This window comes from Cryobacterium sp. TMT2-4 (assembly GCF_004402575.1).
GTDB classification, from domain to species: domain Bacteria; phylum Actinomycetota; class Actinomycetes; order Actinomycetales; family Microbacteriaceae; genus Cryobacterium; species Cryobacterium sandaracinum.
Genome location: NZ_SOGE01000043.1, coordinates 1 through 15,195, shown reverse-complemented (window position 1 = coordinate 15,195; position 15,195 = coordinate 1). Strand labels below are relative to the sequence as shown.

Genomic DNA, 15,195 nt, shown 5'->3' with positions numbered 1-15,195 from the left:
GATCACCTTCGCCACCATGCACGGCAAGGAGCACCTCGCCCAACAGGCATTCCACGACATTCTCGGCGCGACAGTCAGCGCTGCGGGGGGCCTGAACACTGACCAGTTCGGGACCTTCGCCGGCGATATCCCACGCACCCTCAGCCCCCGCTCGGCAGCCCGCGCCAAAGCGCGACTGGGTATGCAGATCGCCGGCACCACTCTTGGACTTGCCTCCGAAGGCAGCTTCAGCTCCGGATTCGGTCCTCTCGTTGAAAACATGGAGATTCTCCTGTTCATCGACAAAACCCTGGGGTTGGAACTCGTCGAGGGCGCCGTGAATATCTCCGCGCTGCCTGGAGGCAGACGCGTCGACAACGCCGACAGCGCTCTCGCGTTCGCGTCAGCCGCGGGATTCCCCGAACAGGGAGTGATCGTGCAGAGCACAAACGATAATCGCCTGACTGTCTACAAGAACTTCACGCAACTCAGCGACCTCGAGGAAACCGTCGACATGCTTCTGACGGACCAGTCCACCGTCACGATTCTGCCGGACTACCGAGCGCACAAATCGCCAGCGCGGGCAGAGACGATTCGCAGGCTGAGTTATCAGATGGCTCGTCGCCTCGCTACACCCTGCTCCCTGTGTCAAGCACCTGGGTTCGGTCAGGTAGACATCGAACGCGGCGTTCCCTGTTCCGACTGTAGATCAGCGACCGCATTGATCGCCGCGGACCTCCACGGCTGCGGACGCTGTACCCACAGGACCCGGATACCGCGTGGCCAGGCCACCGCCGACCCGCAATGGTGCGACTATTGCAACCCGTAGCGAGGTCAGGCGTTATTCGTGCTCCCCGTCGGCCTCATGCATGGTGGTCCGCGGCGCGCCTCAGACCTCGGACTGCAGGGCCGCCCGGGCGAACGCGGCCCCACCGTGCGTGACGATCCAGCGCGTGTAACTGCTGGTGCCGGCATCGAACACACCGAGTCGGCGCAGCAAGCGCCACTTCGGCAGCACCAGGTTGAACGCCGCGTCACTGGAGAGCGGGGCACCGTCGGCCCGCACCCAACCGATGGTCTCCAAACTGAGGGCCAGCAGCTGTTTGAACAGCTCGGCCTCGTCAAAACCCCGCCGCGCGATGAGTAGGAGCAGCAGCCTGGTGGCGTCGGACTCGGCCGGGTCGCGGCTCTGGTGCGCGGTTCTGGCCAGATGCCACCACAGATCGCGCGGCGCCTCGACGAGCGCCCGGCCGCGACTGGTCTGCAGCAGCATCCCCTTGCTCACTCGGAGCAGGCCCACGCTGCGCAGGTGTGCGCGCAACTCCAGCAGAGGCAGGAAGTGGCTCTCCCGGCTGGCCGTGACGGGCCAGCCCCAGTCGAGCTGGGTCGAGGCTTCCACGACCACCGCGGGCGGGAGGTAGCCGGCCTGGGTCAGACGGATACCGTGCTCACCGACGCGGCGCAGCATCCACTGCACGGGCGCCACCATGCGCTCCATCGCCCGCACCGGCAGCAGAATGGAGTCGGTCACCCGTGCCTCCGCGAGCACCAGGCGGAACCCGGCGACGGAGTCGGGGTGCATGCGTGTTTCGAGTTCCTGGACGACCTTCACGGTGCGAGCATAGCGAGGTGTGGCCGCGGAGCCTGATGCGACCGATCGTGTCGGGCATCCGCTCTGCCGTAGCCTTGGATCATGGCCAGAGACATTGCAACCACCACCACAGTCGACCTCGCCGAGATGCTCGCTTTCGTGCGCCCGAGGCACCGGATGCTACTGGCCACCACCCGCACCGACGGCCGCCCGCAGATCTCGCCCGTGACCGGCGGGGTCGACCCCTCCGGCCGAATCGTGATCTCCTCCTATCCTGCCCGGGCGAAAACCCGCAACGCGGAGCGAAATGTGTTTGCCTCCGTACTGGTGCTCTCGGAAGACTGGGACGGCGGCTGGATCCAGGTCGACGGCGACGCCGAGGTGCTGCACATGCCCGAGGCCGGCGACGGGCTGGTCGAGTACTTCCGCTGCATCTCCGGCGAGCACTCCGACTGGGCCGAGTACCGGGCGGCGATGGCGCTTCAGGACAAGTCCCTGATCCGCATCACCCCCAGCCGGTGGAGCCCGATCGGCACGGGCGGCTTCCCGGCCGACGTCGCCGCCCGGCTCGACGCACTGTAGCCGCGCTCGCAGGATCGGCTTCGCGGCGCACCCTGGGGAAGCAGGCGCACGTTCGTCCGTGTGCCCGCTTCCATAACCTGCGCCGCGAGGCCTGGCGCCCGGCGTACTGTCACCAGCATCTGCGAAGCTGGACGGATGACCGACACCCGCGCCGCCGCCCTCGAGATTCTGCGCAACCTGGTCGGGCGTGACGACGCCGACTTCCACGAGGGACAGTTCGAGGCGATCGAGACCCTCGTCGACCAGCGCCGACGGGCCCTGGTCGTGCAACGCACCGGGTGGGGCAAGTCGGCCGTCTACTTCGTCGCCACGCTGCTGCTGCGCCGCCAGGGAGCCGGCCCCACCATCCTGGTGTCGCCGCTGCTCGCCCTGATGCGCGACCAGGTGGCCGCGGCAGCCCGGGCCGGGGTGCGCGCCGTGTCGATCAACTCTTCCAACCCGCACGAGTGGGCAGAGGTGCAGCAGCAGCTGATCGACGACGAGGTCGATGTGCTGCTGGTGTCGCCGGAGCGACTCAACAACCCGAAGTTCCGCGACGAGCAGCTCCCCGCGCTCCTCGCCCGGGTGGGCCTGCTCGTCGTCGACGAGGCCCACTGCATCTCCGACTGGGGCCACGATTTCCGGCCCGACTATCGGCGCCTGCGCGACCTGATCGCCCAGATGCCCGCCGGGGTGCCGGTGCTGGCGACCACGGCCACGGCGAACAGCCGCGTGGTGACGGATGTCGCGGCACAGCTGGTCTCGACCGGCGCGACGGTCGCGAACGGCGCAACCGGCGTGGCAAGCGCTGAGGTGGTCACCATCCGCGGCCCGCTCGCCCGGGCATCCCTGCGCCTCGGCGTACTGCGCCTGCCCGACTCGCGCACCCGGCTGGCCTGGCTGCTCAGCCACATCGACGAGCTGCCCGGTAGCGGCATCATCTACACCCTCACCGTCTCGGCGGCGGAAGACACCGCACGTCTGCTGCGGGAGGCCGGGCACCCGGTGCGCGCCTATACCGGGCAGACCGACACCGCGGAGCGGGAGGAGTCCGAGGGCATGCTCAAGCGCAACAAGGTCAAGGCCCTCGTCGCCACCAGCGCCCTGGGCATGGGGTTCGACAAGCCCGACCTCGGCTTCGTGTTGCACCTGGGTGCCCCCTCCTCCCCCGTGGCCTACTACCAGCAGGTCGGCCGCGCCGGCCGCGCCACCGAGAACGCCGACGTGCTGCTGCTGCCCGGAGTCGAAGACGAAGACATCTGGCAGTACTTCGCCACCTCCTCGATGCCCAGCCAGCACAAGGCGGAAGCCGTGATCGGGGCGCTCACGGAGCACGGATTTGCCCCGCTGTCCACACCGGCGCTCGAGGCCCGCGTCGACCTCAAGCGCAGCCCGCTCGAGCTGCTGCTGAAGGTGCTCGACGTCGACGGCGCCGTGCGCCGCGTCACCGGCGGCTGGGTGTCCACCGGCCGGCCCTGGTTCTACGACCGGGAACGCTACGAACGCATCGCCGCCGCCCGGGTGAGCGAGCAGCAGGCGATGCTCGACTACGAGCGCACCACCGGCTGCCGGATGGAATTCTTGCAGCGCGCGCTCGACGACGACACCGCGGTGGCCTGCGGCCGCTGCGACAACTGCACCACGGCCTGGTTCCCCGGCGACGTGCGGCCCGAGATGACCTCGGCCGCCGCCCGAGCCCTCGACCGGGTCGGCGTGGCTCTCGAGCCGCGCGCGCAGTGGCCCACTGCAGTGGCGAGCCTGGGCGTGAACGTGCGCGGCAACATCCCGACCGGCGAACGGATGCTGCCCGGCCGCGCCCTCGCCCGCCTCACCGATCTGGGCTGGGGCGGCCCGCTACGCGACCTGTTCGCCACCCAGTCCTCCGACGCGCCGTCCACGGATGCCCCGGCGAGCCCAGCCCTGATCCAGGCCTGCATCCGCGTGCTGGTGGAGTGGGGCTGGGACGAACGGCCGGCCGCGGTGGTGAGCGTGCCCTCGCGGCGGCATCCGTTGCTGGTCGGATCGGTGGCTCGGGCGTTCGCCGAGGCCGGCCGCCTGCCCTGGCTCGGCTCGCTCGACCTCGTGAACGGCGGCCCCACCGGCACGGCGGGCGGCAACAGCGCCTACCGGCTCTCCAACGTCTGGGACCGTTTCGCGGTGGGACCGAAGCTGGCCGCGGCCCTCGACACGGTGCAGGGCCGACCGATCCTGCTCGTCGATGACCTCGCCGACAGCCGCTGGACGCTCACGGTTGCGGGCCGCCTACTGCGTCGCCAGGGGGTGGCGGCCGTGCTGCCGTTCGCGTTGGCGTTGAAGTCCTGAGCTGCCGGAGAACTGAAGCTTTCGCCCTGACGTCAACGCAGCGCGCGCAGCTTGACCGTGCGCTGCAAGCCGACCTCGTCGGCCCGGACTCCCCCGACCGTTCCGCAGTGGGCTGACTGCATGGACAGGCGCACCAGGTCAACGCCGCGCAGCCCCGGCCAGCCCTGCACCAGGTGGCGCCAGGTTGTTGGCACAGCTTCCAGCCCCCAGCGGGCGGCGGTCAGCGCGCCAGCGACACCTGCTACGGCGTCGGTGTCGCCGCCGCCGCGCGCCGCGACTTCGATGGCGCGACGCACCTGGCCGGCATCCGTTCCCCGGGCGTACGTGATCGCCGACCAGGCAGCCTGCAGGGTCTGCACGACCCAGCCGTTACCCGGGAAATCCGCGGGCCGTTCACGCTCGGCATCGTCGAACCGGGTAGACCAGTCCGCGCGGCGCTCGCTCGTCAGGGCGGACAGGCCCACCCGAATGTCGAGTTCGCCCTCGAGCACGGCGTGCCGCAAAGCGAGCCCGAACAGCACGCAGGCATCGCCTGCCTCGGTTTCACGGTGCGTCAGCTCGCTGACCAGGCGCGCGGCCTCGGCCAAGGCGACCGGATCGCCGAGGAACGCCAGCGCCACCGGCGCGGTTCTCAGGAGCGATCCGTTGCCGGCGCTGCGCCCGTTGCGATCATGCTGCTCCCTCGCCCCGCGACGCACGGAGTCGGCGTTCGGCTCGCTGCCCGAGAGCACCGCCCCCAACTGCACGCCCGCGTACGGTGCCGATTTCGCCCAGGCCACCCATTGGGCCACGACGATGTCGAGGACCGAGTCGTCTCTGAGATCCCCGCCCTCCGCCGCGGCGATCGCGAGCGGCACCGCCATGGCCGTGTAGTCGGTCCACTCGCCGGGTACCCAGTGGAAGCCGCCGCCGCCGCGCATGCTGACCGGGGTGGTTTCCGGTAGCGGCCCGGCAAACTCGTAGCCGGCCCCGAGCGCGTCCCCGCAGGCCATGCCCAGCAGCACCGCTGCTGATCGGTCGTGTTGGTCGGCAGTCAGCTTCATTGCAGGCTCCTTCGGGTCGGGCCGATTCGGGTCGGGTAAGGACCGGAGTACCTGCACATCCGAGAACGAACATCGGGTGCACGGGTCGAGCGCAGCCTATTCCGGCCCAAAATCCCCGGCAAGGCCATTGACCGGGGCCTAACCGGTGTGTGACGCGGCGCGTCACGGGAATACTTACCGGGGCGCACTCCTTGTTAGTCTTCAGACATCGCTTTTCGGCGATGAATACGCACCTGCAACCTCGGTTAGGCCAGAAAAATGAAGCTCAAGATCCTGTCGGCGGTATTACTCACAGCGCTCACCGTGTCGCTGGCCGGCTGCTCCGCGAGCACCGACACCGACGACGCAACCACCACCGGCGCCGACACCTCGCTGTCCTCCGTCATAGACGCGGGCGTGCTCACCATCGGCACCGAGGGCACGTACCGCCCGTTCACCTTCCACGAGGGTGGCTCCGGCGCACTGGCCGGCTACGACGTCGAGATCATCGAGGCCGTCGCAGCCGAGCTCGGAGTCACGGCCAAGTTTGAGGAAACCCAGTGGGACGGCATCTTCGCCGGCCTCGAGGCCGGCCGCTTCGACGTCATCGCCAACCAGGTCACGGCCACCCCGGAACGCGTCGCCAAGTACAACTTCTCGACCCCCTACACGTTCTCGACCGGCGTGATCGTGGTCAAGAGCGACAACACCTCGATCACCTCCTTCGAGACCCTGGCCGGCAAGACCACCGCCCAGTCGCTCACCAGCAACTGGAACACCCTCGCCACCGAGAGCGGCGCACGTGTGCAGGCCGTCGAGGGCTGGGCCCAGTCGGTCGCCCTGGTCGAACAGGGCCGCGTCGACGCGACCGTGAACGACAACCTTACCTTCCTCGACTACCAGAAGCAGACCGGCGCCACCGGGCTCAAGGTCGCCGCGAACACCGACGAAAAGTCCGCAACCTCGTTCGCTTTCGTCAAGGGAAGCACGGAGCTCACGGACGCCGTCGACGCGGCCCTCGAGAAGCTCGCCGCCGCCGGCACCCTGACGTCGATCTCGGAGAAGTACTTCGGGTCCGACGTTTCCCAGTAACCCCGTCCAGCCATGAACCAATCCGCCTGGGACCTGTTCTGGACCTCGCTCGGTCCCATCGTGCAGGGGGCGATTCTCGGCACCATCCCGCTGGCGCTCGCCTCGTTCACGATCGGTCTGGCGCTCGCGCTCGGGCTGGCGTTGATGCGCCTCTCCCGGCGCCGGTGGGTGTCCGGCATCGCCCGGGTCTACATCTCGATCGTGCGCGGTACCCCACTGTTGGTCCAGTTGTTCGTGATCTTCTACGGCCTGCCGTCGCTGGGCATCCTGATCGATCCGTGGCCGAGCGCTGTGATGGCGTTCTCGCTCAACGTCGGCGGCTACGCCGCCGAAGTGATTCGGGCTGCCATCCTCTCGGTGCCCAAGGGACAATGGGAGGCGGCCTACATGATCGGCATGTCGCACCGTCGCGCGCTGACCCGGATCATCCTGCCGCAGGCCGCCCGTGTCTCGGTTCCGCCCCTGTCGAACACCTTCATCAGCCTGGTCAAGGACACCTCCCTCGCCTCGCTGATCCTGGTCACGGAGCTGTTCCGCGAAGCACAGCAGGTGGCCGCCTTCAGCCAGGAATTCATGCTGCTCTACCTCGAAGCCGCCCTGGTCTACTGGGTGATCTGCCTGGGCCTGTCCTCGGTGCAGAGCGTTCTCGAGAAGCGATTGGACCGCTATGTCCCCCACTGATCCGATTGATCCGACCGAACCGACGGCCCCGGATGCCGCGGCGACCTCCGACGCCCTGCTCCGCGTGCGCGGGCTCCAGAAGAGTTTCGGCGCCAACCAGGTGTTGCAATCCATCGAGCTGACGGTGGGTCGCGGCCACGTGCTCGCCCTGATCGGACCCTCCGGTTCCGGCAAGACCACCATCCTGCGCTGCCTGAACGGCCTGGAACTGGCCGACGGCGGAACGATCGACGTGGCCGACGAACTGTCGGTCGACTTCGCAGCCACTCCGGGGAAGAGTCAGCGTGCGGCTCTGCGCGACCGGTCGGCCATGGTCTTCCAGCACTACAACCTGTTCCCGCACAAGACCGTACTGGAGAACGTGCTGGAGGGGCCCGTGGTGGTGCAGCGCCGCCCGAAGGCGGAGGTCGAAGCGGAGGCGCTCGCGTTGCTCGACCGCGTGGGCCTCAGCGCCAAGAAGGACAGCTACCCGTTCGAACTCTCCGGCGGCCAGCAGCAGCGTGTGGGCATCGTGCGCGCGCTCGCCCTGCGCCCGCAGCTGCTGCTCTTCGACGAGCCCACGTCATCCCTCGACCCGGAACTCGTGGGCGATGTTCTGCGCCTGATCAAGGAACTGGCGGTGGAGGGCTGGAGCATGGTGATCGTGACCCACGAACTCGAATTCGCGCGCGAGGTAGCCACCGAGGTGGCCTTCGTCGACGGTGGCCGGATCGTCGAGCATGGCGACCCGAATCAGCTGCTGCGCCACCCGAAGGAGGAACGCACCCGGCAGTTCCTGCACCGGCTGCTGTTCCCCTTCTAGGTGCACATCCAGGCGTGGGGCCGACCTCGCCGGGCAGCGGCTCAGCCCCTCACCTGCCCGTCAACTCTTGTGCCCGGAGTCGGGCTGATCCGCTGGTTCAGTCTCGGAATGATCCGCTGCCCGGAGTGAGCCGGCATGAGCTCGCACCGTGGGATCCTGGCGTGTCTTGATCAGGCTGGCGACCGTGGTCACGGTCAAGACCACACCGATGACGATCAGGCTGAGATTCGTGCTGATCTCCGGCACTCGGCCATCAAGGCCGTGTGCCCAATGCAGAACGAGTTTCACACCGATGAAGGCCAGGATGAGGGACAGGCCGGTCGACAGGTAGACCAGCCGGTCGAGAAGCCCCTTGACGAGGAAGAAGAGCGCCCGGAGCCCGAGCAGCGCGAAGGCGTTGGCGGTGAAGACGATGTACGCCTCATCGGTGATTCCGAAGATCGCCGGGATCGAATCGAGTGCGAACAGGAGATCGGTGCTGCCGATCGCTATCAGCACGATAAACAGCGGTGTCACCGCGCGGCGGCCGGCGCTCCGCGTGAACATTCGACCGTCGACATAGTCGTCGGTAACGGTCAGGCCCCGACGGGCCACCCGGACCAGTACGTTGTCTTGCACGTCAGGGTCGACGTTACGGTGCCGGAAGAGCTGTACGGCTGTGAAGATCAGCACCAGACCGAAGATCAGGAACATGAATGAGAACAGCGAAAGCAGGGCGGAACCCAGTGCAATGAAGATCGCCCGCAGAATGAGTGCCAGCAGGATCCCGAAGATGAGAACTTTCTGCTGGTATTTTTCCGGGACCGCGAAGGTCGACATGATGATCACGAAAACGAAGAGGTTGTCGATGGACAGGCTCTTCTCAACGATGTACCCGGCGAAGTATTCCGCGCCGAACCCCCAGCCCACCTGCGCCGCGAAAACGAGACCGAACAGGATCGCGACCGCGATGTACAGCACCGACGAGAGTGCGGCCTCCCGAAACTTGACGACGTGCGGCCGGGCGATGGCCAAACCCAGGTCCAACGCGAGCAGACCCAGAATGACGGCGATGGTGAGCGTCCAGCGGAGCGCAGTTACTTCCAGCAACTGTGACCTTCCTGTCGTGTCCTCAGCGAGAATTTCAGCGTGAGCCTACTCATAAGAGGAACTAAATAAGCATGAACGTCAACAGTATCCTGCCTCTGCTGCTGACCCCCTTCCGGGCAAGCGGCCTGCCTTGCTAAATCCCCAGCTCGTCCGCACTATTCTTTTCCAGTGACTTTAACAGCGATCTCTCCGGTGGGCTCCGACTCAGCATCGCCCTCCACCTTCCGGCAGCTTTCCGGTCTGCTGCGGATCGGCATGGGACTGCTACTCCTCGCGAGCATCATTACGCAGATCACCGACCAGCTCTGGAACGACGCCTTCGTGGCGACCGAGTATTTCGGCTACTTCACCATCCAGTCGAGCCTGATGAACGTGGTCGTGCTGCTCGTGGGAGGTTCCCTCGCCCTTCGCCGAAGCACGGATTCCCAACTCCTCACCGTGGTGCGAATGTCGGTACTCACCTACGCGGTCGTCACCGGGGTCGTCTACAACGCGCTGCTGCGCAACGTGGTCTCCGATGGCTTCATCGGTGTCGGCTGGCCCAACGAGGTGTTGCACGTCTGGGCGCCGATCTTCATCGCGCTGGACTGGATCCTCTCGCCGGGGCGCCCGGCCCTGGCCTGGAAGCGCCTCGGTGTTGCCCTGATCTACCCGCTGGCTTGGGTGGCTTACGCCGTGGTGCGGGGCACCCTGACCGGCTTCTACACCTATCCCTTCCTCGAACCGGCCCAGCCGGGCGGCTACGTGACCGTGATCTTCTACGTGCTCGGCATCGCGACCTTCATCACCGGTCTCGCCGCGGCCGCAATCGCCGCGAGCCGCCTCCGGCCACAGGTTTTGACGACCGAACCCGTGGCCTGATCCGCTGTCGCGGTCAGATCGATCGCGTTGGCGGCGCGAATGTGCTGAACGCGGCGATCATCTCGTCGACGCTGTGCGCCGCGGTCGACGGATGCCGGAACGGCCGGTTCCGCTCGATGCTGTAGTGATTGCGCCGCCCCACCCGTTCGCGGCGGATGTAGCCGGCCGTGACCAGGTCCGCCATGATGCTCAGCGCCGCCCGGGTTGACACCCCTACCGTGTCGGCGAGCTCCTGCACCCGCGCATCGGGGTTCCCCGCGATAGCCAGGAGCAGGTGCGCGTGGTGGGTGAGGAACGTCCACGGCTTGCCGGGGGCATCCGTCGGTCCAGGCGACGGAACGGGCGGCGGTTCGGGCAGCATCTCGGTCATCGGAGGGTCTCGTTCACCTTCTTCTGCTCAGCCTTCTGTTCGGCCTTCTGCTCGGCATTCTGTGCCTTCTGCTCGGCATTCTGTGCCTTCTGCTCGGGCGTGCGGGCCGATCGGCGCCAGACCGGCTCCATCTGGGCGAGTTCCTCAGGGGTGGCCTCGCGGAACGAGCCGACGGGAGCGGCCTCGAACTCGCGCCGCCCCTGGCCCCGCGTGGCCCGGAGGCTGAGCATGACCGACACCGCGATGATCAGCGCGATCACAGATAGGGAAACGGTCGTCGGGATGTAGAAGACGTCGAGCAGCAGCATCTTGACGCCCACCCAGATCAGCACCAGCGAGAGACCAATCTTCAGGTAGACGAATCGGTGCATGAGGTCGGCGAGCAGGAAGTACATCGCCCGGAGGCCGAGGATTGCAAAGGCGTTGGCGGTGAAGACGATGAACGGTTCACTGGTGACCGCGAAGATGGCCGGGATGGAGTCCACGGCGAACACGACATCCGTCACCTCGACGAGCACGAGAACCGCCAGCAGCGGTGTGGCGAGCAGAATGCCGTTCTTGCGCACGAGTAAGCGCTGGCCGTGGAACGTCTCGGTCATCGGGATGAAGCGGCGGAAGAGGCGCAACACTTGGGATTTCTCGGGGTGCGCGTGCTCGTTGCGGGTGCGGATCATGCGGTAGCCCGTGAAGATCAGGAACGCAGCGAACACGTAGAGAATCCAGGAGAAGTTCTCGATCAACACGGCGCCCGCGGCGATGAAGATGCCGCGCAGCACGAGCGCACCGAGAACGCCGAGGAACAGCACCCGGTGCTGGTACTGGCGCGGCACCGCGAAAGCGGCGAAGATGATCGCCCAGACGAAGACGTTGTCGACCGCGAGGGACTTCTCGATCAGGTAGCCCGCGTAGTACTGCTGCCCGAACTCGGCCCCGGCCGTCACCCAGATCACGACGCCGAAGGAGATGCCGATGAGCACCCAGATCACGGACCAGATCGCGGCTTCGCGCACTCCGATCACATGGGCCTTGCGATGGGCGAACAGGTCGACGGCGAGCATGACGGCGATGATGCCGAACACCGCCAGCCAGGCGTAGAGGGGAACGTCCATGGGGAATGCCTTCCAGTCACTGCTTCGACTGGAGGTCTGGTCCAACCCGGATCGGGTCCCTGTGGCCGGGCTCCGATGACGGAACCGTAATGACGACCACACGCTGGGGATTACTCCCCTCCGAAAATAAGTGAAGCATACTTCACCCTTTGGCGCAAACAGCGGGGTTGACTGCGGCGGTTGAGCACTTCCGCCGCCGCGACTACCGCGCACTGGAACAACGGAGGATCCCATGACGGGTTTTGTCGACAAGATCGAGGACGCGGCCATCCGCAACTCGAATTTCCGCCAGGTGCTGTACACCGCCCGGGGGCTGCAGCTGGTCGTGATGGCGCTGGAGCCGGGCGAGGACATCGGGGAAGAGGTGCACCCGGATCGAGACCAGTACTTTCGGGTGGAGAAGGGCAAGGGCGAGATCTGGATCGACGGCACCAAGACGAAGATCAGGAAGAACTCCGCCATGGTCGTGCCGGCCGGCGCGCGGCACAATGTGCTCAACACGGGCGGCAAGGTGCTGCGGCTCACGGAGCCGAAGCCGAAGCAGAATTCACGCCAGGCGAAGCCGTCCGCCACGCAGGCTACGGCAAAGCCGACGTCGAAGACGGCCGCCAAGCCCGCCGCGAAGACACCACGCAAGCCGGCGGCAAAGCGCCCCTCGACGAGGGCGCGGTCCGCCGACACCAACTAGCTGAGTGCGGCCTAACGAATTCGACGGAGATTTTGAGCATTTCGGGCTGAAACGGATGTTTGGGGCCGGTTTTGAGCAAAATCTCCGTCGAATTGGTTCGAGACCGCCTGGCTGGTCCGCCTGGCTGGCGCCTAGCGGGTCCGGGCTCCGGCAGACGCCGGCCGCACCCGCTGCGCCTGCAGCGTGCGTTCCCGCATTGCGAGGAAAAGCGGGAAGGTGAAGGCGAAGGCTGTCAGACCCGAGAGCACCACGTAGAGCCAACCCCGCTTCATCCCGATCCGCCTGGCCTCGACGATGATCAGGATGCTGCCGGCCACCGCCACCACCAGCAGGTCAACGGTCAGTGACGACACCGCCGGACCGCTGTTCACCCAGTCACCGACGAAGTCGCGTAGCTGCACGATCGCCAGCAGGTTGAAGGTCCAGGTGCCCACGAGGCCGCCGAGGCTGAGCGCCAGGTAGACGGCGGCGAGCGGGGTCCAGTTTTTGGTCATACGTCATTATTGCCGCCCGGTAGGGTCGAAAGCCGACCCTGGGAGCACCATGCCACACGCATCTCGCAAGCCTGCGTCAACCCGCAGCCGGCGTTCCAGGCGACGGCCCGTCACCGCCCTGATGGTGGTCCTGCCGCTCCTGGCTTTGGTCTGGGCGATCGTGGTCGGCGTGCCCGGCGTCACACCGGGCGAGACATCCGTTCCCTTCCCGGTCGGATCCACGGCCGCGGCCCCGGTGACCGGCGACGCGGCCGACCTGCTCGCCACCCTGCCGGTCAAGGGCAAGGCCGCGAAGACCGGCTACGACCGCACCGGCGAGTTCGGCTCCGCCTGGCGCGACGTGGACGACAACGGCTGCGACACCCGCAACGATATCCTGGCCCGCGACCTGGCCGCGATCGTGACCGACGCGTCCTGCCGGGTCTTGAGCGGCCAGCTGCTGGCGCCGTACACGGGCGAATCGGTGTCGTTCGAGCGCGGCGAGACCACCTCGATGCTCGTGCAGATCGACCATCTGGTCGCTTTGTCGAACGCCTGGCAAACCGGCGCCGCACAACTGACCCGGGAAGAGCGGATCGCCCTGGCCAACGACCCGCTGAACCTGCTGGCCTCCGACGGTGTCTCCAACTCGCAGAAGGGCGACGGGGACGCCGCCACCTGGCTACCCGCGGAGAAGTCGTTCCGCTGCGAATATGTGGCCCGCCAGATCTCCGTGAAGGCCACCTACGGCCTATGGGTGGCCCCGGCCGAGCACGACGCCATGGTGCGCGTGCTCGCGACCTGCCCCGGCCAGCCTGCCTACTCGGCCACGCCCGGTCTGGACTAGTCCCGCGCCGGCACAGCACGAACCGGCACAGCCCGGCTACACCGACACGAGGACCTCGTCGATCTCGCTGAAGCCCTGGTCGGTGACGGTGATGACCAGCTTGGCCGGGATCTGCTCCTTCATGGAGTCGACATGGCTGATCAGACCGATGGTGCGGCCGCCGGCGCGGAGACCGTCCAGGGTGCTCATCGCGGTTTCCAGGGTGGCGCCGTCGAGGGACCCGAAGCCCTCGTCGACGAACAGGGTGTCGAGGGCGATGCCGCCGGCCTGGTTCGACACGATTTCCGCCAGCCCGAGGGCGAGGGCCAATGACGCCAGGAACGTCTCGCCGCCGGAGAGCGACTGGGTGGGGCGGGCCCGCCCGGTGTGCGCGTCCCGGATCATCAGCCCGAGCCCGGACTGGCCACCACGGAACTGCACCGAGTCGTCGTGTTCGAGGGTGTAGCGGCCCCCGGTCATGGTGCGTAGCCGGTTGTTGGCCGCTGCAATGATCTGCTCGAGCTGCGCGGCGAGAACGTAGGTCTCCAGGCGCATCCGTTTCGTGTTGGGTTCGTCGCCGTGCACGGCCGCCGCCAACTCCCTAACCTGCGTCTGCGTGGACAGAAGCTCCACGCCGGCGTCGAAGTGCACGCGGGCATCCGTGACCAGGCCGGTCATGACGGCCACCCGCTCCCCCAGGGAGCCGCGTTCGGCCAGCGCCGCATCCCGTTCCGCCGCCGCCGTCACCAGGGTTTCCCGGGCCGGACCGACGTCGGTCAGGCCGGCGGGAAGACCCGTGAGTGCCGGTTCAGCCAGCACCGAGCGCGCCGCCGCGCGCGAATCGTCGTGGCCGCGGATCAGTTCTTCCAGCTGCCGCACGTCGGCGTCGTTCTGGTGGGCGGCGGCCACGTCCTGCTCGTCGACGAAACCTTCGCGGTCCAGCTGAGCCTGAACGGATGCGCCGGCGGCGTTCCGCAGGCTCCGGCGCTCACGGCTGTGGTCGAGGGCCTCGCCGAGGGCCCGCGCGGAGGCCAGCTCTGCCCGCAGCCGATCGACCCGGTGGCCCACCGAGGCGAAGTCGCCGCGCTGGGCGGACACTCGGTCGTCGATGGCCTGTCGGGCGCTGCGGCGCTCGGCAAGCTGCACGGCCGCCACATCGCGGGCGGAGCAGAGGCCTGCCAGGGCACGGCCGGCCTCGTCGAGTTCGGCCCGCAGCCGGCTCTTGTCGAGGCCGAGCGCTGCCGCCCGCACGCCCGCGTTCACGGCCGCGGCGAGGGCCACCTCGGACGCGGCCATTTCGGCGACGATTTCGTCGATGGTGCGCTCCCCGGCCCGGGCCCGGGCCTCGGCCAGATCGGTGGCCACGGTGCCTGCGGCGACGTGCGTCTGATCGAGTCGGGTCTGCGCCTGCTTCAGGCATGCCCGTGCCGCCACGATGTCGGCTTCGGTGACCGGTTCTTCATCGCCGGTGGCGGGAGCCGGATGCGCGGTCGAGCCGCACACCTCGCACGGCTCCCCCGGCACGAGGTGCGAGGCCAACTCGACGGCGTGGCCGGCCAGCCGCCGGTCCACAAGGGTCTGGTAGCGCACCGCCGCCGCCGCGTTCTCGCCGGCGGCGACCGCGTCGGCCCGGTGCGCCACCTCCAGCTCCGCGTCGAGACGCCGCACCTGGCCGGCCGCGCCCTCGGCCGCCCGCAGCCGCTCCGCCTGGGCGCGCGCCTCGGGCTCG

16 protein-coding genes are annotated in these 15,195 nt (G+C 67.7%); 9 read left to right on the top strand and 7 right to left on the bottom strand.

The window, feature by feature from the left end; genetic code table 11:
* The first annotated feature begins 16 nt into the window (after window positions 1-16).
* Window positions 17-808, top strand: coding sequence for a DUF6671 family protein (locus E3O54_RS15020; RefSeq protein ID WP_134401945.1), 792 nt, complete (start codon window positions 17-19; stop codon window positions 806-808).
* Between the two features lie 60 nt (window positions 809-868).
* Here the strand turns inward: E3O54_RS15020 and E3O54_RS15015 are convergent, their stop codons facing one another.
* Entirely contained in the window at window positions 869-1,591 is a 723-nt protein-coding gene (locus E3O54_RS15015) for a hypothetical protein (RefSeq protein WP_134401944.1), read from the bottom strand.
* A gap of 81 nt (window positions 1,592-1,672) precedes the next feature.
* Between E3O54_RS15015 and E3O54_RS15010 the strand changes: the two genes are divergently transcribed.
* Window positions 1,673-2,152: a PPOX class F420-dependent oxidoreductase gene (locus E3O54_RS15010; protein WP_134401943.1), complete on the top strand. Its 480-nt coding sequence runs from the start codon at window positions 1,673-1,675 to the stop codon at window positions 2,150-2,152.
* A 135-nt stretch (window positions 2,153-2,287) separates the two neighbouring features.
* Window positions 2,288-4,453 (top strand): RecQ family ATP-dependent DNA helicase, encoded by a 2,166-nt coding sequence (locus E3O54_RS15005; protein WP_134401942.1) that lies wholly within the window; start codon window positions 2,288-2,290, stop codon window positions 4,451-4,453.
* Window positions 4,454-4,485: 32 nt separating this feature from the next.
* Here the strand turns inward: E3O54_RS15005 and E3O54_RS15000 are convergent, their stop codons facing one another.
* Window positions 4,486-5,496: an ADP-ribosylglycohydrolase family protein gene (locus tag E3O54_RS15000; RefSeq protein ID WP_134342012.1), complete on the bottom strand. Its 1,011-nt coding sequence runs from the start codon at window positions 5,494-5,496 to the stop codon at window positions 4,486-4,488.
* 258 nt (window positions 5,497-5,754) lie between these two features.
* On the opposite strand from E3O54_RS15000, the gene E3O54_RS14995 reads away from it, so the two are divergent.
* From E3O54_RS14995 to E3O54_RS14985, 3 genes are read left to right on the top strand one after another with little or no spacing between them, the layout of a single operon-like run.
* Window positions 5,755-6,567 (top strand): amino acid ABC transporter substrate-binding protein, encoded by an 813-nt coding sequence (locus tag E3O54_RS14995; RefSeq protein ID WP_134401941.1) that lies wholly within the window; start codon window positions 5,755-5,757, stop codon window positions 6,565-6,567.
* 12 nt (window positions 6,568-6,579) lie between these two features.
* The gene (locus tag E3O54_RS14990; protein WP_104099661.1) at window positions 6,580-7,248 is read left to right on the top strand and encodes an amino acid ABC transporter permease; all 669 of its coding nucleotides are present in this window, start codon (window positions 6,580-6,582) and stop codon (window positions 7,246-7,248) included.
* Window positions 7,235-8,050, top strand: coding sequence for an amino acid ABC transporter ATP-binding protein (locus tag E3O54_RS14985; protein WP_134401940.1), 816 nt, complete (start codon window positions 7,235-7,237; stop codon window positions 8,048-8,050). Before E3O54_RS14990 ends, E3O54_RS14985 begins: the two co-directional genes overlap by 14 nt.
* Window positions 8,051-8,110: 60 nt before the next feature.
* Here the strand turns inward: E3O54_RS14985 and E3O54_RS14980 are convergent, their stop codons facing one another.
* Entirely contained in the window at window positions 8,111-9,139 is a 1,029-nt protein-coding gene (locus E3O54_RS14980) for a TerC/Alx family metal homeostasis membrane protein (RefSeq protein WP_104099663.1), read from the bottom strand.
* Window positions 9,140-9,307: 168 nt separating this feature from the next.
* Here E3O54_RS14980 and E3O54_RS14975 point away from each other — a divergent pair, with 168 nt between their 5' ends.
* Window positions 9,308-10,000 (top strand): Pr6Pr family membrane protein, encoded by a 693-nt coding sequence (locus tag E3O54_RS14975; protein WP_134401939.1) that lies wholly within the window; start codon window positions 9,308-9,310, stop codon window positions 9,998-10,000.
* Between the two features lie 13 nt (window positions 10,001-10,013).
* Here E3O54_RS14975 and E3O54_RS14970 read toward each other — a convergent pair whose 3' ends face one another.
* Complete coding sequence (locus tag E3O54_RS14970) at window positions 10,014-10,370, bottom strand: MarR family transcriptional regulator (RefSeq protein WP_370248020.1); 357 nt, start codon at window positions 10,368-10,370, stop codon at window positions 10,014-10,016.
* Window positions 10,367-11,479 (bottom strand): TerC family protein, encoded by a 1,113-nt coding sequence (locus E3O54_RS14965; RefSeq protein ID WP_134401938.1) that lies wholly within the window; start codon window positions 11,477-11,479, stop codon window positions 10,367-10,369. The genes E3O54_RS14970 and E3O54_RS14965 overlap by 4 nt, the downstream gene beginning before the upstream one ends.
* Before the next feature lie 232 nt (window positions 11,480-11,711).
* Between E3O54_RS14965 and E3O54_RS17230 the strand changes: the two genes are divergently transcribed.
* Window positions 11,712-12,167, top strand: a complete 456-nt coding sequence (locus E3O54_RS17230) for a cupin domain-containing protein (RefSeq protein WP_104099666.1) — start codon at window positions 11,712-11,714, stop codon at window positions 12,165-12,167.
* A 131-nt stretch (window positions 12,168-12,298) separates the two neighbouring features.
* Here the strand turns inward: E3O54_RS17230 and E3O54_RS14955 are convergent, their stop codons facing one another.
* Complete coding sequence (locus tag E3O54_RS14955; RefSeq protein WP_104099135.1) at window positions 12,299-12,661, bottom strand: DUF2834 domain-containing protein; 363 nt, start codon at window positions 12,659-12,661, stop codon at window positions 12,299-12,301.
* Between the two features lie 49 nt (window positions 12,662-12,710).
* Here E3O54_RS14955 and E3O54_RS14950 point away from each other — a divergent pair, with 49 nt between their 5' ends.
* The gene (locus E3O54_RS14950) at window positions 12,711-13,487 is read left to right on the top strand and encodes an HNH endonuclease family protein (RefSeq protein ID WP_104099136.1); all 777 of its coding nucleotides are present in this window, start codon (window positions 12,711-12,713) and stop codon (window positions 13,485-13,487) included.
* Between the two features lie 36 nt (window positions 13,488-13,523).
* Here E3O54_RS14950 and E3O54_RS14945 read toward each other — a convergent pair.
* On the bottom strand, window positions 13,524-15,195 hold a 1,672-nt coding region (locus tag E3O54_RS14945), incomplete at its 5' end, for an SbcC/MukB-like Walker B domain-containing protein (RefSeq protein WP_304990780.1).

Excerpts from the sequence above, each read along its gene's own strand:
- E3O54_RS15020 (WP_134401945.1), top strand. The coding sequence starts at position 17 with ATGCACGGCAAGGAGCACCTCGCCCAACAGGCATTCCACGACATTCTC.
- E3O54_RS15010 (WP_134401943.1), top strand. The coding sequence starts at position 1,673 with ATGGCCAGAGACATTGCAACCACCACCACAGTCGACCTCGCCGAGATG.
- E3O54_RS15005 (WP_134401942.1), top strand. The coding sequence starts at position 2,288 with ATGACCGACACCCGCGCCGCCGCCCTCGAGATTCTGCGCAACCTGGTC.
- E3O54_RS15000 (WP_134342012.1), bottom strand. The coding sequence starts at position 5,496 with ATGAAGCTGACTGCCGACCAACACGACCGATCAGCAGCGGTGCTGCTG.
- E3O54_RS14995 (WP_134401941.1), top strand. The coding sequence starts at position 5,755 with ATGAAGCTCAAGATCCTGTCGGCGGTATTACTCACAGCGCTCACCGTG.
- E3O54_RS14990 (WP_104099661.1), top strand. The coding sequence starts at position 6,580 with ATGAACCAATCCGCCTGGGACCTGTTCTGGACCTCGCTCGGTCCCATC.
- E3O54_RS14985 (WP_134401940.1), top strand. The coding sequence starts at position 7,235 with ATGTCCCCCACTGATCCGATTGATCCGACCGAACCGACGGCCCCGGAT.
- E3O54_RS14970 (WP_370248020.1), bottom strand. The coding sequence starts at position 10,370 with ATGACCGAGATGCTGCCCGAACCGCCGCCCGTTCCGTCGCCTGGACCG.
- E3O54_RS14965 (WP_134401938.1), bottom strand. The coding sequence starts at position 11,479 with ATGGACGTTCCCCTCTACGCCTGGCTGGCGGTGTTCGGCATCATCGCC.
- E3O54_RS17230 (WP_104099666.1), top strand. The coding sequence starts at position 11,712 with ATGACGGGTTTTGTCGACAAGATCGAGGACGCGGCCATCCGCAACTCG.
- E3O54_RS14955 (WP_104099135.1), bottom strand. The coding sequence starts at position 12,661 with ATGACCAAAAACTGGACCCCGCTCGCCGCCGTCTACCTGGCGCTCAGC.
- E3O54_RS14950 (WP_104099136.1), top strand. The coding sequence starts at position 12,711 with ATGCCACACGCATCTCGCAAGCCTGCGTCAACCCGCAGCCGGCGTTCC.